An 18,796-nucleotide genomic window follows, 5' to 3' on the forward strand; every position below is an offset into this window, starting at 1 on the left:
GAATCGCCTTAACTTGATCGTTTCGGAGACCACCATGCTTCGCGCATTTGAACAAAAACTCGACCCCTTCCCGCCCGACGAGGTGCCGCCGCCACCCGAGGGCCTGGCTCGGTTCCTGTGGGCATGCACACGGGGCGCCCGCGGCTATATTCTCGCGTTTGCGCTGCTCAGTGCCGGGGTGTCGATCTACGAAGCCTGGCTGTTTTCTTTCCTCGGTCAGGTCGTGGATCTGCTCTCGACCTGGCAAGCCGGTGGTGATGCGGCGGCGCAGGAAAGTCGCGTGTTGTGGGGGATGGGCATCGTCATGGTGGCCAGCATCGGGCTGGTGGCGTTGCGGACCATGGTGCAGCACCAGATATTGGCGATCAATCTGCCGTTGCGGCTGCGTTGGGACTTCCATCGCCTGATGCTGCGGCAAAGTCTTTCGTTCTTTTCCGATGAGTTCTCCGGCCGGGTCACCACCAAGGTGATGCAGACTGCGCTGGCGGTGCGCGACGTGCTGTTCACCCTTATCGAGATCGCACCCGGCATCGGGGTGTATTTCATCGCGATCATCGCGCTGGCCGGCGGCTTCGCCCTGAAACTGATGCTGCCCTTCATTGCCTGGCTCGTGTTGTTCGGCCTGGCCATGCTCTACTTCGTGCCCCGCTTGGGGAAAGTCGGGCAGGAACAGGCCCATGCGCGCTCCTCGATGACCGGACGTATCTCAGACGCCTACACCAACATCACGACAGTGAAGCTGTTCTCCCATTCCAATCGTGAAGCGCACTTCGCGCGCGCGGCCATGGAGGATTTCAAGCAGACCGGTTTTCGCCAGATGCGCCTGGTCAGCCAATTCGAGATCGTCAACCAGGCATTGGTGGTGGCGTTGCTCATGGCCGCCGGCGGTTATGCACTTTGGCTGTGGCACCTGGGCGAAGTCGGCACAGGTGCGGTGGCGGCAATTACCGCCATGGCGTTGCGTATCAATGGCATGTCGCACTGGATCATGTGGCAAATGACCTCGCTGTTCGAGAGCATCGGCACTGTGCAAGATGGCATGGCAACCCTGACCCGCGGCCCCAAGGTGCAGGATGCGCCGGACGCGGGCGTGCTGGTGACCGCTGGCGGGGCGGTAACTTTCGACAATGTGAGCTTCAACTACAATGGCGAACGCCAGGTGCTCGATGGCTTGAGCCTGAACATTCGCCCGGGCGAAAAAATCGGCCTGGTCGGCCGCTCGGGCGCGGGTAAATCCACGCTTATCAACTTGCTGCTGCGCTTTTATGACGTCGACGGCGGGCAGATTCGCATTGACGGGCAAGACATTGCGCACGTGACACAAGACAGTCTGCGCAGCGCGATCGGCATGGTCACCCAGGATACTTCCCTGCTGCACCGTTCCATTGGCGACAACATTGCCTACGGCCGACCCGATGCCAGCGACGCACAGATCCGCAGTGCCGCGATCAATGCCCAGGCCGATGAGTTCATCAGCCAACTGAGTGACCGCCAAGGTCATACCGGCTACGACACCTTGGTGGGCGAGCGTGGCATCAAGCTTTCCGGCGGCCAGCGCCAGCGCATAGCCATTGCCCGGGGATGCTCAAGAACGCTCCGATCCTGCTACTTGACGAGGCTACCAGCGCGCTGGATTCGGAAGTCGAAGTGGCCATTCAGGAAAGCCTCGATGAAATGATGAAGGGCAAAACCGTCATCGCCATCGCCCATCGGCTGTCCACGATCGCGGCGATGGATCGACTGATTGTCATGGATGATGGACGCATCGTCGAACAGGGCACCCACACTGAACTGCTTGCCAGGAACGGTATCTACGCGCGGCTGTGGCACCATCAGAGTGGCGGATTCCTGGGTGAGGACCGGGAGATGACCGAGGTTATGGACCAGGTATGAACGTGAACGGCCCGGGGATGATCTGCAAGTGGCGGCGTTGAGTCCGATTGCAGAAAAACTCGTTGGCTGGCTCATTGAACGATGAGCGCCGTATAAAAAGGCCGCCCGCAAGCGTAATGCAGGCGGCCTTTCGCTGACGATTGTCACCGGGGCAATGCATAAACCCTGAACAGTTTTTTCACCGTATCGTCGGTACCGCCCAGGTACTGGTCGTATCCCTTTTCTATGGCACCGGAGGAATAGGCTTCGCTCAAGGCGGTATCAACCAGCAAGCGGAAGTCTTCGTCGTTGCGATCCACCATCATCGCCACCGGCGAGTACTCGAAAATGCGGTCCAGGACCATCAGGTTCCTGGCTGCGCCCTCCTTCGTGATTTCGTTTCGCAGCAGCATGCGTTCTGAGAAAAAGGCATCGGCCTTACCGTCGGCGACCAGTTTGATGCCCTCGTCATTGTTGTCCACGGTCACCAGCGAGGCGATCACATTGAGCAGGCGCATCCGTTCGCGAATCCAGTCTTCGGTCACTCCTCCCTCAAGGGTCGCGTAGGTTTGGTTGGCCAGACCATTGTTGATGCTGGCACGCCAGGTCGGACCGGTGTAGGCGACCTGGCCGTTGAGCACATTGAGCAAAGGCGCGGCAGCATCCTTGCGCACCACGACTGAGAGGCCAGCGGTATAGATCGGTATGGAGTAACTGATCATCTTGCGCCGCTCCAGGGTTGGCGGAGTCGGCGTGCAGAGGATATCGACCTTGCCCTGGCTCACAGCACTGACCTGTTCCGAAACTTGTACCGGCTGGTAGCGCACTTTGAGGTCGGGCAGACCCAACTCGCTCTTGAGCTTGTCGGCAATTTTCAGGCACAGGTCGATGGCATAACCGTTGGCCTTGTCGCCTTCCTGCTTGCTGAAGGGTGCCAGGTCCGGCATGTAACCCAGCGTAAAGGTGTGGCTGCTGCGCACGCGTTCAAGGGTGTCGGCGCCGGCCATCAGCGGCAGCGTCGAGAGAGCGAGGGCAAGCAGCAGCCTGGTGGTTGTGGCAAATGGTACGTTCATGTCCGGTTTCCCCGTATGCAGATGTCTGTGCAGTCCTGTTGGCAGCGCCTAAGGGTTTACGGCCCTGGCCTGGTTGGTGGCTGGCGCTTCGGTGAAGCGCTTGGCGAGGAATCCATAAAGCAGGTAGCCGACCGCGAGTACCAGGGTGCCGCCCATGACTGCGTCCTTGCCGCAGGCATACAGGGCGTACAAGCAGTACGTGACTGCAATCAACAAAACCACCACGTTACGCGTGTGAACTGCTGATGAGACGCCTGCCTTGTGCATGATCACCAGCAGGCCCGTCAGCGCGGTGATATAGGGGATCAGGTTGGTGACCGCTGCCAGGCTGACCAGCTTGCTGAACTGGGCGGCGGCATCGGGCGAGATGGTCGACAGAGCCATGAGGGTCTGCAGCACCCCGCAAACGATCATGCCAACGACAGGCGCATTCATGGAATTGACCTTGCTGAACAGCTTGAGAAACAGATTCTGGTCAGCCGTCATCTTGGCCGTTTGCGCCAGGGTAAATTGCCAGCCCAGCAGCGAGCCGACACAGGCCATGACGGCCAGGGCCATGACGATATTACCCACCATCGGGCTGAACATCGTGGCGTAGACCAGCGCGAAAGGTGCCGAGGACTTGGCCAGTTCATCGTTGGGAATGATGCCCTGGATGACGGTGGTCGACAGCACATAAACCACCGCGGCTCCGAGGGTGCCGAACAGACAGGCCAGCGGTACGTTGCGCTTGGGGTCTTCCACGGCATCGGTGGCCTGGGCTGCGGATTCCATGCCCAGGAATGCCCACAGGGTCAGGGGTATGGCTTTGCTGACGGCTTCGGAAATCGCCAGGTTGTTGGGGTTCCAGGCGGCGGCCAGCACATCCGGCTTGAACCAGAACCAGCCGATGATGCTCAGGCCGGCTACCGGAATGATCACGCCCCACACCGTGAAAGCGCCAATCTTGCCGGTGATGCCAGGGCCACCGAAGTTGGCGAAGGTGGTCAGCCAGATCAGCCCGATCGTGCCGACGCATAACGGAATGGCACCCGTGCCGAGCCAGGGCACGAAGGCCGTCATGTAGCCCACTGCCGAGATGGCCACGGCCACGTTGGCGATGGCCAGGGACAGGAAGTACAGGTACGAACACAGGAAAAAACCGGACTTTGAATGGGCTTCCTCGGTGTAGGCGGACAAGCCGCCTGAACGCGAACAAAAGACGCCGCACTGGGAAAAACAGTAGGCGATGGCCATCGAACCGATTGCGGTGAAAATCCATGACAGCAGCGACACGGCCCCCAACTGAGCCATATTAGTGGGCAACATGATGATTCCCGAGCCCATCATGTTGACTGTTACCAGCGTCGTGAGCCCCATCAGGCCCATTTTTTTGCTTGAATCAGCCATCGCAAACTCCTTGCCTTGTGCGAAGTTTTGAACCTGGGTTCGGCAACGTGCAGCACGCGACCGGACAGGGGCTACTGCTTACTGCTTGACTACGTAAACCTTGTAGGTCGGGCGCCCCTGGCTGTCGCGTTCGATCTCGACGCCATGGTTGTCATGTTCAAAACCGGGAAACCGGCCGTCGAAAGTCTCCATCGCCAGCAAATAGTCGACGATCGCTTTTTTGTCATTGCCTGCTTTTTCACCAGGCATCATCAGCGGAATGCCTGGCGGATAAGGAACGATCTGCACGGCAACGGTGCGATCGACCATATCGCGTACGGCAATCTGCTCGATTTCACCTTTGACCAGGCAGGCAAAAGTCGCCCTTGGCGAGGACACCGGGTCGGGCAGCAAGGTGTAGGCGGCATCCATGTTGTGCAGCATTTTCGTGGCCAGCATGTCCTGGTGCATCTCTTCGGCCAGGTCCTTGAGGCCCAGGCCGCTGTAACGCTCACCATGGCTGTCGACCAGGTCAGGCATCACCTGTTCGAGGGGCGAGTTGCCATCGTAGTGTTTCTTGAACTCCATCAGCCCAGCCACCAGCGAACCCCATTTGCCCTTGGTCACCCCCAGGCTGAACAGCAGCAGGATTGAGTAGGGTTCGGTTTTCTCGACCACGATGCCGCGACTGGAAAGGAAGGACGACACCAGCGGAGCCGGGATGCCGCTGTCCTCCATCTGCCCTTCAAGGGTTTGCCCTGGCGTGAGCACGGTGACCTTGATCGGGTCGAGCATGCAGTAATCGCTGCCCAGGTCGCCGAAACCGTGCCAGGTTGCCGTAGGCCTGAGCACCCAGGCGTCGCCGTGGTGCAACACCTGCGGGTCGACGTCAGCAAACGGCACGCCGTCGATCTGGTCCGGTTGCCACACGCCGAACCACCAGTCCTTGGCGTTGCGTTGCTGTATTTCGTTGTTCAGACGCGCCATGGCTTGGCGAAAGGCAATGGCTTCGTCAATGGATTCATCGGTCAGGTAACCACCGGCATCGTTCATCATTTTCGCCGAGACATCGGTCGACGCGATGATGCTGTATTGCGGTGATGTCGAGGTGTGCATCATGAAGGCTTCGTTGAACAGCGCCGGCTTGACCGGCACCTTGCCCGAGCGGATATGGATCATCGAGGCCTGGGACAGCGCCGCCAACAACTTGTGGGTGGAGTGGGTGACGGTCACCGTGGCGTCGTCGGTATGCCGTTCGCCGCGATGCATGCCATAGCGCCCCTCGTACAACGGATTGAAACGGGCATAGGCATACCACGCTTCGTCATAGTGAATGCGGTCGACGCTCTGGCTCAGTTCGCGGGTGGTGGTCTGCACGTTGTAGCAGAGACCGTCGTAGGTCGAGTTGGTCAGCACCGCCAGCACCGGCCTGGCAGTCTTGTCGGTTGCCAGTGGGCTGTCAGCGAGTTTCTGTGCGACGGCCGCAGGCGTCAGCTCGCTAAGCGGCACCGGTCCGATCAAGCCACGCGCATTGCGCCGTGGCCGCAAGTACAGCGGCACCGCGCCGGACATGTTCAAGGCATAGTTCAACGACTTGTGACAGTTGCGATCGACCAGAACAGCGTCACCATCGGTCACTGCCGAATGCAGGACAATCTCGTTGCTCGCGGAGCTGCCGCCCACGGAAAAGAAGGTGAAGTCAGCGCCAAACACGCGTGCCGCATATTTTTCCGCTTCATTAATCGGGCCGGAATGGTCATTGAGCGAGCCCAGTTCGCCGACCGAAACACTCAGGTCCGAGCGAAGCATCTGCTCACCGTAGAAGTCGAGAAAAGTACGGCCCACCGCAGTTTTCATGAAGGCGGTACCACCGGTGTGCCCCGGGGTATGCCAGGAATATTCATGGGTGCCGGCGAAGTTCACCAGTGCGCCGAAAAACGGCGGGAGAATACTGTCGAGGTAACGCCGGGCGGCGGCTTCGACGCGTCCAGCGATGAACTCCGGACTGTCTTCGGGCAGCCAGATAAAGCCGTCGATGTTCTCCACGAAAGCCAGCGGCACCTGGCTCTGATGTGCCTGGCTCATGCCGAGCATGATCGGCAACTGTGCCGTGCGGCGACGGATCAGCTGAATCAACTTCAGCGCCTGGTCCTGATTGTTTTCGCAAAGGCCCCAGCCAATGATCGCGCAGCAGTAGGCGGAGTTGGCACTGACGGCGATGTCTGCCTCCTCCAGCGACCCGACCAGTTCCACCTCCATCTCATGCTCACGCAAGACGGCAGCAATCGCCTGAGCACTGCGCAGAATGATGCTGTCGTCATGTTCCTGGATGTTGGCCACGATCAGCACCGGGAAGCGCTGTGCCAAATCGACTGGCAAGCGGGTAAGCGAGTGACTCATGCGTATCTCCTTGAGCAATGTTGAAAATGCAACATCAGACCTTGAGCACGTACCCATAGGCGCGGGTACGACCGCCGTCCTGTTTCAGGTACACGCCCTGCAACTCCGGTGTGAAGCCAGGCAAGCGGTTAATGCCCTCCTCCAGTGCCAGGAAGTACTTGAGCACCGCGCCGCCCCATATTTCCCCGGGCACCACGCAGAGCACGCCGGGTGGATAAGGAAGCGCACCTTCGGCCGCAATGCGGCCATCGGCGTCAGCCAGGGGCACAAGCTCGACATTGCCGCGGATGTACTCGATTTGCGCCTGCTGTGGATTCATGGCCTTTTTCGGGAAGTGTTCCTTGCGGAACATTTCCTTCTGCAACTGCTGCACGTTGTGGTGGCGATAGAGGTCGTGCATTTCCTGGCAGAGTTGGCGAATGGTGTAGTTGCGATAACGCTCCTCGTGCTGGCTGTAGATAGCTGGCAGCACCTGGCTCATGGGCGCGTCGTCATGTACGAAGCGTTCGAAACGCGCGATCTGTGCCGCCAGATGGCTCATCTTTGCCCAGTCTTCGGCCGGCGTGAGCAGGAACAGGATGGAGTTGAGGTCACACTTTTCCGGAACGATGCCGTTCTGGCGCAAGAAGTTGGCCAGGATGCCGGCATGAATACCGAAATCGGTATAGCTGCCATCCACTGGATCGATGCCCGGCGTGGTGAACAGCAACTTGCACGGGTCGATGAAGTACTGCTTCTCGGCATAGCCCGGGAAGGCATGCCAACGATCCTTCGGATGGAACTCAAAGAAACGGACGTCGCTGGCGATGGCGTCGGTCGGATGGTCCTGCCAGGGGCGCCCGTCGATTGAATCCGGCACGAAGGGGCGGACCAGGGTGCAGGCTTCCAGGATCAGCTTGCGGGCATTGATGCCGAACTTCACGCAGTCGTCCCAGAGGCGCAAGCCGCTACGGCCTGCGTGAATACGCGCATTCACATCCAGCGAGGCGAACAAGGGGTAAAACGGGCTGGTGGATGCCTGGGCCATGAAAGCGTTGTTCAGCCGTGCGTGATTGCAATAACGCGGCTGGCCCTTGATGTGTCGGTCCTTCTTGTGAATTTGCGAAGCCTGGGAAAAACCGGCCTGCTGTTTATGCACCGATTGCGTGACGAAGATCCCGGGGTCGTTCTCGTCCAGATCGAGCAACATGGGCGAGCAGTCCTTCATCATCGGGATGAACTGTTCGTAACCGACCCACGCCGAATCGAACAGGATGTAGTCGCACAGTTTGCCGATGCGCTCGACCACCTGCCGGGCGTTGTAGATCGTACCGTCATAGGTACCCAGTTGAATGATCGCCAGGCGAAAGGGTCGTGGAAGTTGAGCTTTGTCCGGTGCGACTTCGGTAATCAATTGGCGCAGGTAGTCTTCTTCGAAACAATGGGCGTCAATGCCGCCGATAAAACCGTAGGGATTGCGCGCGGTTTCCAGGTAGACCGGTGTGGCGCCGGCCTGCAGCAGCGCGCCCTGGTGATTGGATTTGTGATTGTTGCGGTCGAACAGCACCAGATCGCCCGGGGTCAACAGGGCGTTGGTCACCACCTTGTTCGACGCCGAGGTGCCGTTGAGCACGAAGTACGTCTTGTCGGCGTTGAACACTTTCGCGGCGTGTTTTTGCGCCAGCAGCGCCGGGCCTTCGTGGATCAGCAGATCACCGAGTTTGACGTCGGCGTTGCACATGTCGGCGCGAAACAGGGTCTCGCCGAAGAAGTCGAAGAACTGCCGGCCCGCCGGGTGTTTGCGAAAGAACTGGCCGCCCTGGTGGCCCGGGCAGGCAAAGGTCGCGTTGGCCGATTCGGTGTAGTGCTTGAGTGCGTCGAAGAACGGTGGCAGCAGGGTTTCTTCGTAGGCTTTGGCTGCGGTCTCCAGTTGATTGCCGTAGTACTCGGCATTGTTGCTGGACGAATCGAAGACGCCATTGACCTGCAAAATGACATCCTGCAGCTGTTTATAGACCTCCAGGGAGCGATTGCTGCGTCCCTGGGATGCCACGAGGAAGATCGGGATATCGAAGCCTGTTCGCTTGATGGAGTCCAGCGCCCCTGCTGCCAAATCATCTACCGAAAGAACGGCGACCGCGACATCGGTAAGGTCGGTCTGGTCGAACGGGACGATTTCACGGGTCGTACGAAAGCAATTTCGAACTGCATCGCTGGCAGCGATTTTCAAAGCGTTCATAACCAGAATCTCTCGGTCTGTTTGACGTTGAAGTTCCTGGGAAGACCATCTTTAAATGGCATCAGGTCCCGGAGTCAGGAGCGATTGCCCTATTGGGTATAGTTCATTTTTATATTCTGTTGCTCGTTAGCTAGTTTTTTTTGAGGGGGTATGTGAGGCATGGCGCAGTAACCGGACCATTTCTGCTAACAGGCCTTTCGGTGTTTGTCCGGGGTTATCGGGAGCTCTATTTCGAGAGTGTTAATCGATAACAGAGCATCGTGATATCGACTCTGTACTACATACTTTCGGACACCGAAGCTTCTCTTTTTCAACGCGGCATAAAGGTCACGTATAAAAAACGCTACTCATTAAGTGGCTTTTCTTTAAGAAATCTGGAGCGGAAAACGAGACTCGCAACTGGCGTCCGTCCCGTTGAATTCCAAGGGGTTCTTTCTTGCCTAGGCAGACTCAATTCTGGATTTCAACCCATCAAGAGCGCCAACTGGCGCGAAGCGTCGCGCGTGCTCCTTTAAACTCACCCGCTGCCCGGCAGCCCCTAAGGAACGGTTGGTAATCACAAGGAGGGGTCAACCACGGAGAAAAAGGCAAAAAGGCGCCGGCAAGCCGCAAGATGTGGAGCGCCGTATCGTGGCCACTACGTATTCACACAGTGCGACAAGGGACGGGCGACGATTGCTTCATCGCCCTCCTCCAGTCCATTCGATGGGCCGTTAGATCCCGCTGCTCGACCGCCTCAACGGTTACGTTGAACCAACTCGGCCGTTCGCCTCCCTGGGCGAGTGCCGCCGGCCGCCGATCACTTAAGGCCCTTACTCGGTCACACCAACGATGTGCTCAGGTGCAGGCTCGGCATCGCTGATCGGCGCGTTGAGCAACAGGTAATACGCCAGGGCCGAACACAGCGCCACCACCGCACTGATCATGAACGCGGTATTGAACGACCCCGAGTACTGGATGCTGAAGCCGGTGACAATCGGCGCGACGGAACCGGCGATGTAGCCGCCGAAGTTCTGGATGGAACCGAACGAGGCCACCCGACGGCTGTCGACGATGGTGTTGACGATCATCCAGGCCGTGGCACTGGCCATGTTGATGCTGAACAGCGCCAGGCAGAGCAGGATGATGCAACCGGTAAGGCCGGTGACAAACGACAGCGGCACGGTAAACAGTGCAGCCAGTACCAGGCCAGTGATCACGCCGAACTTGCGGCTGGCCAGGATGCTCATGCCACGGCGCACCAGCCTGTCGCAGAAGCGCCCGGCGACGATAGTACCCACCGCGCCGAAGCCATAGGCCAGCGACACCAACCACGCGGTCTTGTACAGGTTCATGCCATGCTCGCGCTCAAAGTAGCCCGGCAGCCAGGTCAGGTGCAGCCAGAGCATGTAGATCACGCCCATGAAGCCCAGGACGGCACCCCAGGTGCTGCGGTGTTTGAACAGGTCGAGCCAGCCGGCGAAGTAAGAGACCTTCGGTGCGGTGGCCGCTTGCACTTGAGGCTTCTTCTCGGTCGGCAACGGTTTGCCTTCAGCCGCGAGCTCGGCCAGGTACTGCGCCTTGCTTTTGTAGAAGGTCAGCCAGCACACGGCCAAGACGATACCGATTGCGCCAGTGATGATGAACATCCCGCGCCAGCCAAAGTTGACCATGAAAAGCGTCAGTAAGGGCGGCGCCAGGCATGGGCCCAGGCAGGTCGACGACCAGACGATCCCGGTCGGCGTACCACGCTCGTTGGCATCGAACCATTCGGACAGGGCCTTGGCCGCCGAAGGGAACATCGGTGCCTCGCCAATCCCCAACAGCACGCGCAGGCCCATGAAACCGGCGAAGCTGTTGACCATGCCAAACGTCGATTGAGCCACCGACCAGGCCAACAACGATGCGCCAAGAGCGATCTTGCTGCCCAGGCGGTCGATGATCATGCCCATCGGCAACTGCGCAAAAGCGTAGGCGATGGAGAAGGCCGACAACAGAATGCCCATCTGCGAGGGGCTGATCATCATGTCCTTCTGGATCGAGGTATTGGCGATCGACAGCGCACTACGGTCCAGGTAGTTGACGATGCCAATCAACAACAGGAAAACAACGGTGATGCTTTGATACTTCTTCAGTGTGTTCATCTGATGGCCTTTATTATTTTTATTGCAGCGGTTTCAATGCCCGGTGATCCTTCAAGCGGTGACACACTCATCCTTGGGGTATGACGAAAAGAATCAGGGCTGACGCGCCGTCACAGCCGCCTCAAGCAGGCCACGTCGACTCAGGCTCTCGATCAGTGAGCGCAGGCCGAAATTCCACTGCGGCGCCTGGTCGCTGGTGGTCACGCGGTTGCTCAGGGTGCCCAGTTGCGCGTTGCTGATGGCCACCATATCGCCCAGCTTGTGGGTGAAACCGTTGCCCGGCTGGTCGCGGTCCTGCTTGGGGGCGAACAGGGTACCGAGAAACAGCACCAGGCCATCGGGATATTGGTGGTTTTCGTTAAGGGTCTGCTGGACCAGGTCGAGCGGGTCGCGGCTGATCTGGCGCATCGAACTGTGGCCTTCAAGGATGAATCCGTCCTGGCCTTCGACGCGCAAATCCACTTGCGCGTTACGCACGTCATCCATGTTGAAAGTCTCGTCGAACAGACGCAGCAAAGGTCCCAGGGAGGTGGATGCGTTGTTGTCCTTGGCCTTGCCCAATAGCAAGGCGCTGCGCCCTTCGAAGTCGCGCAGGTTGACGTCGTTGCCGAGCATTGCGCCACGCACGATACCGTTGCTCGACACCGCCAGCACCACTTCCGGCTCCGGGTTGTTCCAGCTCGACTTGGGGTGAATCCCGATGTCGGCACCGTGACCGACCGCCGACATCGGCTGGGCCTTGGTGAAGACTTCGGCGTCCGGACCGATGCCCACTTCCAGATACTGGGACCACAGGCCCTGCTCCACCAGGACCTTACGCAAGGCTTCGGCCTGGGCCGAGCCAGGGACGATTTGCGAAAGGTCAGCGCCAATGCGGCTGGCCAGCGCGTCGCGGATCGCGTCGGCCTTGGCCGGATCACCCTTGGCCTGTTCTTCGACCACACGTTCCAACAGGCTGGCGGCGAAGGTCACGCCAGCGGCCTTGACCGCTTGCAGGTCGATCGGCGCCAGCAGCCACGGCAAGTTTTCGTCGCGCAGGGTCGGGTCACTATTGTCCAGCAATGCGGGCAACTCGATCAGAGCCGGGGTCAAGGGTAATGCACGCAAATACGCCACGGGGTCAGCCACTTCAAGCAAGGCCGAGACGGTCGCCACATGGTCACTGATATCGTGCACGGCGCTGTCCTTGACCAGAACCACTGCTGGCCCCTGGCCGGGTAACCAGACACGTCCGACCCAACTGCCGGTATTGAATACGGTGGCGTTGTTGCTTAACTGCAGCGGTGCTTGTGCTCTTGATTCGTTTGTCATCTCTGCACTCTTGTTGTCGTTGTCAGTCATTGAAAAAGCGCTGGCAGTTGCAACTGCACGGCGGTCTGGTTGAGGTCATCGACCACCTTCTGTGACAGGTTCACGCCTTCGCGCAGGGATTGCTCGCGCAGCTTCAGGCCGGCCTGTCCAGGCAAGCGCACCGGGCGCTCCGGGTCTACCGGGCGGCTGGCCAGGATCAATTTGCTCAGGAACGAACTTTCGTCGGTGAAAGCATCCAGCCCGCCGAAGAAACGCGGGTCAATCACCACGGCTGTTGCCGAAGCCCCCCATTGATCGGGAACGTCCTTGCGCCCGTGGCCGGCCAACCCCGAGGTCAGGGCCTCGACCAGGATCGCCAGAGCAAAACCTTTGTGGCCAAAGGCCTGACCACCCAGGGGCAGGATGCTGCCCGGCGGGGTGGTGAAGAAGTCGGCCGGGTTGTCGCTCAGGCGGCCCTCATTGCTCATCAACACCGGGTGCGGCAGTGTGCTGCCGGTATCGCGGCACTGGCCGATCAGGCCCAGGGTGACGGTGGACATGCTCACATCCAGCAAAATCGGCTCACCCCGGGTCGGGATACCGGCGGCAATCGGGTTGGGTGTGTAGATCGGGTCGATCCCGCCATGGGCGCACACCAGTCCCACTGACGGATCCGAGGAATACACCATCGCCACCAGGCCACGGTCAGTGAAAGGCTTCAGGTAAGCCGCCAGGCAACCGATGTGCGAGGCACGACGCACTACGGCGATACCTATGCCCTGCGCCGTGGCGCCTTTGGCCGCGTAGTCCAGGGCGCGGCTGACACAATAAGGGCCCAGCACATAGTGGCCATCGAACAGAGCCGAAATGCCGCTGTCCGAGACATGCTCAAGCAACTGGGTACTGGCCTTGACCTGCCCTGTCAGCATGCCGCCGATATAGCGGCTCACCAGATTGAGGCCGTGGGTGCGATGGCCCAGCAGTTCACCTTCGAGCAGTACCCGGGTCACCACCTGGGCAACTTCGGCATCAGCCCCTGCCGTTTCGAAAAGTTGCTCGACGAACGTGGTAAGCGTTTGCGCGTCGTAACGTTTGGCTTCAGTCATGCTTGCTACTCCGAGATCAACCCAAGGCCGCTGTGCTGTGCTTGCCATCGACCAGACGCTGTATGCCCAGTGGGTTGGCGTTCTTCAAGACATCGGGCAGCAACGCATCGGGCACGTTCTGGTAGCACACCGGACGCAGGAAGCGATCGATCGCCAGCGTCCCGACCGAGGTGCCGCGTGAATCAGAAGTCGCCGGGTACGGGCCGCCATGGACCATGGCGTCGCACACCTCGACACCGGTCGGGTAGCCGTTGAGCAGCACCCGACCGACCTTCACTTCCAAGGCGCCGAACAGTTGACCAAATGCGGCCAGGTCATCGTTGTCGGCCAGCAGCGTGGCGGTGAGCTGACCACGCAAGGCGTCGACAGCGCGTAACAATTCAGCCTCGTCCGCTACCTGGACGACCACTGTGCAAGGGCCGAAGACCTCTTCCTGCAGCAGCTCATCCTGTTCCAGCAACAGGCTGATATCGGCCTCGAACAGCTGCGGCTGCGCCTGGTTGCCTGTTTGCGTCAAGCCGCTCAAGTGTTTGATGCGCGGGTGAGCAAGCAAGGCCTGCAAGCCTTTGCCGTAACTGTTCAAGGTGCCGACATTGAGCATGGTCTGTGGCGCCTGCTCGGCCATGTGTTCGGTCAAGCGCTCAATAAAAGTACTGAACGCCGGTGAGCGAATACCCAACACCAGGCCAGGATTCGTGCAGAACTGGCCACACCCCTGCACCACCGAGGCAGTCAGTTCCTTTGCCATCTGCGCGCCTCGATTGACCAGGGCCTGCGGCAAGATCAGCACCGGGTTGATGCTCGACATCTCGGCAAACACCGGGATCGGTTGCGCCCGAGCGGCAGCCATGTCGCACAGGGCACGGCCGCCCTTCAGCGAGCCGGTAAAGCCGACCGCCTGGATGCCAGGATGCTTGACCAGCGCTTCGCCGACGCCAGCACCGAAGATCATGTTGAACACGCCGGCCGGCATGTCGGTGCGCTCGGCGGCGCGGATCAGCGCTTCGGCCACCCGCTCGGCTGTCGCCATGTGACCGCTATGGGCCTTGAACACCACAGGACAACCAGCGGCCAGGGCCGCGGCGGTATCACCACCGGCCGTGGAGAACGCCAGAGGGAAGTTGCTGGCACCAAACACCGCCACCGGGCCTACACCGATGCGGTACTGACGCAAGTCAGTGCGTGGCAAGGGCGTGCGTGCAGGCAGAGCCTGGTCGATGCGTGCACCATAGAAGTCGCCACGGCGCAGCACCTGGGCAAACAAGCGCATCTGGCCACTAGTACGACCGCGCTCACCCTGGATGCGGGCGCTCGGCAGCGCCGTTTCCTGGCAAGTCAATGCAATGAAATCCTCGCCCAAGCCGTCGAGCTCGTCGGCGATGGCTTCAAGAAATTCCGCCCGGCGTACCGCCGGCAGGTTGCGAAACAGCGCAAATGCCGCGCTCGCAGCTCCCACCGCCGTATCGACCTCCGCAAGGGTTGCCTGATGGAAAGCGCCTGGCAGTCGTTCGCCAGTGTGGGCGTCGACGCTGTAGACCAGGGTGTCGCCCAGCGCGCTGCGCTGGCCGGCAATAAAGTTGTATCCGGAAACTTGCATGTACTTTTCGCCTCGTGAAAGTTGCAGGGCTGTCAATCAGGTCACCGCACCGATCTGCCAGGGCACGAACTCGTTCTGCCCATAACCATGTTGTTCGCTCTTGCTGCGCTCGCCGGAAGCGATGCGCAGCATCTGTTCGAAAATGTAGGCGCCGCGCTCTTCAATGCTGGTGGAGCCGTCGGCGATGCCGCCGCAGTTCACGTCCATGTCTTCTTCCTGATGCTCGAACACCCGGTTGTTGGTCGCCAGCTTGATCGAAGGTGTCGGCGCGCAGCCGTAGGCTGAGCCCCGGCCGGTGGTGAAGGCGATCAGGTTGGCGCCGCCGGCGACTTGCCCCGTGGCCGAGACCGGGTCGTAGCCTGGGGTGTCCATAAACACCAACCCCTTGGCCCGGACCGCTTCGGCGTACAGGTACACATCCACCAGGTTGCTGGAGCCGGCTTTGGCCACCGCCCCCAGGGATTTCTCCAGGATGGTGGTCAGGCCACCGGCCTTGTTGCCAGCCGAGGGGTTGTTGTTCAGTTCGGCGTTCATGCGCTGGCAGTAGTCTTCCCACCAGTGGATGCGCGCGATGAGTTTTTCCCCCACCTCGCGGCTCACGGCGCGGCGCGTCAGCAGATGCTCGGCGCCATAGATCTCCGGGGTTTCCGAGAGAATCGCGGTACCGCCCGCCGCCACCAGACGGTCAACGGCATTACCGAGCGCCGGGTTTGCGGTGATGCCCGAATAACCGTCCGAGCCACCGCATTGCAGGCCGACGATCAGATGGCGAGCGCTGACCGGCTCACGCTGCACCTGGTTAGCCGTTGACAGCAATGCCTTGACCTGCTCGATGCCACTGGCGATGGTTTTCGACGTACCGCCTGCGCCTTGTATGGTGAAGGCACGTAACTGGTCACTGGCCTTGAGACCTTGAGTCTCAAGCAGGCTCTCGATCTGGTTGGTTTCACAGCCCAGGCCGATGATCAGCACCGCAGCAAAGTTAGGGTGGACGGCGTAGCCACCGAGCGTGCGACGCAATAACCCCAAGGCCTCGCCGTTGGGGTCCACTGCGCAACCGGCGCCATGCGTCAGCGCCACCACGCCGTCGATGTTCGGGAAGGCGGCCAATGCCTCGGGGTGGATATCCCGGCGAAAGTAATCGGCCACGGCCCGGGCCACGGTCGCGGAACAATTGACCGAAGTGAGGATACCCACATAGTTGCGGGTCGCGACGCGGCCATCGGCACGCACGATGCCCTGAAAGACGGCTTCAGTGCTTGGCGTGGCGTGGGCATCGACGCCGAAGGCGTAGTCACGGGCAAATTCGCCCATCTCCACGTTATGCACATGCACGTGGTCGCCGGCTTCGATGAGCTGTGAAGCAAAACCGATAATTTGCCCATAACGGCGCAGCGGCTGGCCCTGCTCCACACGCTGGGTAGCGACTTTGTGCCCAGAGGGAATCGGCTGGCGCACGGTGATCGCTTCGGCTTCCAGGCTCAGGCCTTCAGGCAGGACCTGGCGTGCAATCAGAACATTATCCAGGGGGTTGAGGCGGATCACGGCAGCGTCGCTGGTCCGGGTTCTGGCAATTAGTTGCATGGGACCTCTCAGGGCAGTACGGCAGTCTTCTTGTTATGGCGTCGCCCTTTCTGCGAAGGGCGAATCTGCGATAACTGTATGGACCCTGCCTGAACATTCCCAATGAGATGATCCGATCAATCGATAACCTGGCGTTATCGATTCGTCTTATTCAACCGTGTTAATCAATCAATCGCCGTCTCCTCCTCCCGTCGCTGGAGTGCGAAATCGAGCAGGATGTCGGCGAACTCACGGGCCGACCCTGTCAGTGGCTCGTCTTTGCGGGTGATGATGCCGTACTCCAATGGCGCCAGGCGTAGCGGGGTCTGCAGCTCTTTGAGCTGGCCGCTATCCAGCTGCGCTGCCACCATGGATCTGGGCAGCATGGCGATCATGGGCCCCGATTGCAGCAGTTGCAGGAACATCTGCATGGAGATGGTATCGACGCTGTCTGCCGGCGATGCGAGGCCAGCGGCCTTGAACGCCAACTCCAGGCGATCGCGAATGGGCGTACCGACCGGATACAGCACCCACGGCCACTGGCCCAGCGCTTCAAGCGGTGTAGAGTCCAGTTCGTTAAGCGGATGACGGCTGTTGACCACCAGGCTGAAGGGCTCAGGCTCCAATGGGTGGAAGTCGAAGACCTGGCTGTAACGCTCTTCGGTGAAGCGGCCGATCATCAGATCGAGCTTGTTTTGCTCAAGCATGGTGAGCAGGTGATCGCTGGACTGCTCCACCACTTCGATCGACAGCAAAGGGCTGCGCGCCTTGATAGCGGCGATGGCCTGGGGCAGTACCATCGAGGTTGCCGCAAAAATCCCGCCCACCTTGAGAAAACCATGGCCGCCTTTGCGCAGCCGGTTGACCTGGTCGACAAACTTGTGTGAATCGGCCAGTGCACCTTGGGCGTAGCGCACCACGTGCTCGCCCAGCTCCGTTGGTGGCATGCTACGTGGCAGGCGCTGGAACAGGGCAAAGCCGAACTGCTCCTCCAGGTCACGCAGCATTTTGCTCAAGGCTGGCTGGCTGAGGTTCATCCGTATGGCGGTGGCGTGCATGTTGCGCGTGCGCGCCAGAGTGTCGATCAACACCAGGTGCTTGAAGCGCACCCAGTTGCAAAAGCTGGAATGGGTAATGTCCGACGGCATCGGGTCAGTGCCTCCTGAAGGTGGTGTGCAGCGTCTGTCAGGTGTTGCGGGATGTCTGTAAAGCCAAAGCTATTGCTCCCGCAAATACTGCAGCAGCGTATTCAACGCCACCGACCTTGGCCGGGAACGCAAGGTCAGCAGGCCAATATTGACCATGGAGATCGGCAACTCGACCGGCAAGATAGCGACCATGCCATAGCGCGCATAATGCTCGGCCACGTCATTGGGCACCACCGCGATCATGTCCGAAGCCTCAAGCATCGCCGTGGTTGCCAGGATCGAAGCGGTCTCAATAATGTCCAGCGACTGCACCATACCGCCGGCCTGCAGGGCCGTTTCCACCCGGCGGCGCATGGGGCTGCCGATGGGGTGAAGGATCCAGGTCAATGTAATCAAGTCGGACAACTGCAATGGCGAGGCACCCGCCAATGGGTGACCAGCCCGGGCGATCACGCGCATCTGCTCGCCGTTGTCGAACAGTTCGATATCCAGGTCCTGACTGTCGCTCTGGTCCGGCAGGCGCCCCAGCACCACATCGAAATCACCGCGCAGCAAGGCCGGCAGCAAGGTGTCACTAGTGCCCACCTCAATGGAAATCCGCACCTTCGGGTGATCGCGCTTGTACGCCAGCACCGCTTTGGTCAGCAGCCTGGGCACCGGCCCCATCACGCTGCCGACGCGCACCCGTCCCATGGCCCCGCGCTCCAGTTCAGAGATCTGCGCCTGGGCCTGCTCGAACTCATGCAGCGCACCTTGGGCGTAACGGATCATCACCTCGCCATAAAGGGTCGGCTGCATGCCGCGGGGCATGCGTTCGAACAGGCGCACGCCGAGGCGCTCTTCCAGTTGCTGCAACAGCAAACTGGCGGCCGGTTGCGTGGTGTGCATCGCGGTGGCTGCCCGCCGCAGGTTGCCGAACTCACCGAGCGCATTGAGCAAGGTGATCTGCCGGCTGGAGATTTTCAGGGCGCCGAGGTTACGCGGTGTGGTCGTGGTGGTGTCTGGACCTGGTGACATATCGAATCCGGTATCCCTACT

At 60.2% G+C, this 18,796-nt stretch carries 11 protein-coding genes and 1 pseudogene; 1 reads left to right on the top strand and 11 read right to left on the bottom strand.

The window, feature by feature from the left end; all coding sequences use genetic code 11:
- The first annotated feature begins 34 nt into the window (after positions 1 to 34).
- Positions 35 to 1,893, top strand: a pseudogene (locus ACQ4OB_RS07375) (ABC transporter ATP-binding protein).
- A gap of 143 nt (positions 1,894 to 2,036) precedes the next feature.
- Here the strand turns inward: ACQ4OB_RS07375 and ACQ4OB_RS07380 are convergent.
- The 11 genes from ACQ4OB_RS07380 to ACQ4OB_RS07430 all read right to left on the bottom strand — a co-directional run bounded on the left by ACQ4OB_RS07380 (position 2,037) and on the right by ACQ4OB_RS07430 (position 18,775).
- Positions 2,037 to 2,945, bottom strand: coding sequence for an amino acid ABC transporter substrate-binding protein (locus tag ACQ4OB_RS07380; RefSeq protein WP_430955381.1), 909 nt, complete (start codon positions 2,943 to 2,945; stop codon positions 2,037 to 2,039).
- A 48-nt stretch (positions 2,946 to 2,993) separates the two neighbouring features.
- Positions 2,994 to 4,334, bottom strand: coding sequence for a putrescine-ornithine antiporter (gene potE / locus ACQ4OB_RS07385; RefSeq protein WP_074876139.1), 1,341 nt, complete (start codon positions 4,332 to 4,334; stop codon positions 2,994 to 2,996).
- 78 nt (positions 4,335 to 4,412) lie between these two features.
- Complete coding sequence (locus tag ACQ4OB_RS07390) at positions 4,413 to 6,713, bottom strand: Orn/Lys/Arg decarboxylase N-terminal domain-containing protein (protein WP_430955382.1); 2,301 nt, start codon at positions 6,711 to 6,713, stop codon at positions 4,413 to 4,415.
- A 34-nt stretch (positions 6,714 to 6,747) separates the two neighbouring features.
- Positions 6,748 to 8,931, bottom strand: coding sequence for an ornithine decarboxylase SpeF (gene speF / locus ACQ4OB_RS07395; RefSeq protein ID WP_074876135.1), 2,184 nt, complete (start codon positions 8,929 to 8,931; stop codon positions 6,748 to 6,750).
- A gap of 812 nt (positions 8,932 to 9,743) precedes the next feature.
- Positions 9,744 to 11,054: an MFS transporter gene (locus ACQ4OB_RS07400; RefSeq protein ID WP_074876133.1), complete on the bottom strand. Its 1,311-nt coding sequence runs from the start codon at positions 11,052 to 11,054 to the stop codon at positions 9,744 to 9,746.
- Between the two features lie 93 nt (positions 11,055 to 11,147).
- Entirely contained in the window at positions 11,148 to 12,365 is a 1,218-nt protein-coding gene (locus ACQ4OB_RS07405; protein ID WP_102615429.1) for a fumarylacetoacetate hydrolase family protein, read from the bottom strand.
- 26 nt (positions 12,366 to 12,391) lie between these two features.
- Entirely contained in the window at positions 12,392 to 13,450 is a 1,059-nt protein-coding gene (locus tag ACQ4OB_RS07410) for an Ldh family oxidoreductase (RefSeq protein ID WP_430955383.1), read from the bottom strand.
- Between the two features lie 16 nt (positions 13,451 to 13,466).
- On the bottom strand, positions 13,467 to 15,047 hold the full coding sequence (locus ACQ4OB_RS07415; RefSeq protein ID WP_430955384.1) for an aldehyde dehydrogenase (NADP(+)): 1,581 nt from the start codon (positions 15,045 to 15,047) through the stop codon (positions 13,467 to 13,469).
- Between the two features lie 36 nt (positions 15,048 to 15,083).
- On the bottom strand, positions 15,084 to 16,631 hold the full coding sequence (locus ACQ4OB_RS07420; protein WP_074876124.1) for a UxaA family hydrolase: 1,548 nt from the start codon (positions 16,629 to 16,631) through the stop codon (positions 15,084 to 15,086).
- A 164-nt stretch (positions 16,632 to 16,795) separates the two neighbouring features.
- On the bottom strand, positions 16,796 to 17,758 hold the full coding sequence (locus ACQ4OB_RS07425) for a LysR family transcriptional regulator (RefSeq protein ID WP_074876123.1): 963 nt from the start codon (positions 17,756 to 17,758) through the stop codon (positions 16,796 to 16,798).
- 69 nt (positions 17,759 to 17,827) lie between these two features.
- Positions 17,828 to 18,775 (bottom strand): LysR family transcriptional regulator, encoded by a 948-nt coding sequence (locus ACQ4OB_RS07430; RefSeq protein ID WP_430955385.1) that lies wholly within the window; start codon positions 18,773 to 18,775, stop codon positions 17,828 to 17,830.
- Between the last annotated feature and the right edge of the window lie 21 nt (positions 18,776 to 18,796).

Origin of the sequence: Pseudomonas sp. ES4 (genome assembly GCF_050586665.1) — a bacterium.
Classification (GTDB): Bacteria; Pseudomonadota; Gammaproteobacteria; order Pseudomonadales; family Pseudomonadaceae; genus Aquipseudomonas; species Aquipseudomonas frederiksbergensis.

What these genes read in the sequence shown, in the direction of transcription:
- ACQ4OB_RS07415 (WP_430955384.1), bottom strand. Translation starts at nt 15,047, where the DNA reads ATGCAAGTTTCCGGATACAACTTTATTGCCGGCCAGCGCAGCGCGCTG.
- ACQ4OB_RS07390 (WP_430955382.1), bottom strand. Translation starts at nt 6,713, where the DNA reads ATGAGTCACTCGCTTACCCGCTTGCCAGTCGATTTGGCACAGCGCTTC.
- ACQ4OB_RS07400 (WP_074876133.1), bottom strand. Translation starts at nt 11,054, where the DNA reads ATGAACACACTGAAGAAGTATCAAAGCATCACCGTTGTTTTCCTGTTG.
- speF (WP_074876135.1), bottom strand. Translation starts at nt 8,931, where the DNA reads ATGAACGCTTTGAAAATCGCTGCCAGCGATGCAGTTCGAAATTGCTTT.
- ACQ4OB_RS07430 (WP_430955385.1), bottom strand. Translation starts at nt 18,775, where the DNA reads ATGTCACCAGGTCCAGACACCACCACGACCACACCGCGTAACCTCGGC.
- ACQ4OB_RS07425 (WP_074876123.1), bottom strand. Translation starts at nt 17,758, where the DNA reads ATGCCGTCGGACATTACCCATTCCAGCTTTTGCAACTGGGTGCGCTTC.
- ACQ4OB_RS07420 (WP_074876124.1), bottom strand. Translation starts at nt 16,631, where the DNA reads ATGCAACTAATTGCCAGAACCCGGACCAGCGACGCTGCCGTGATCCGC.
- ACQ4OB_RS07410 (WP_430955383.1), bottom strand. Translation starts at nt 13,450, where the DNA reads ATGACTGAAGCCAAACGTTACGACGCGCAAACGCTTACCACGTTCGTC.
- ACQ4OB_RS07405 (WP_102615429.1), bottom strand. Translation starts at nt 12,365, where the DNA reads ATGACAAACGAATCAAGAGCACAAGCACCGCTGCAGTTAAGCAACAAC.
- ACQ4OB_RS07380 (WP_430955381.1), bottom strand. Translation starts at nt 2,945, where the DNA reads ATGAACGTACCATTTGCCACAACCACCAGGCTGCTGCTTGCCCTCGCT.
- potE (WP_074876139.1), bottom strand. Translation starts at nt 4,334, where the DNA reads ATGGCTGATTCAAGCAAAAAAATGGGCCTGATGGGGCTCACGACGCTG.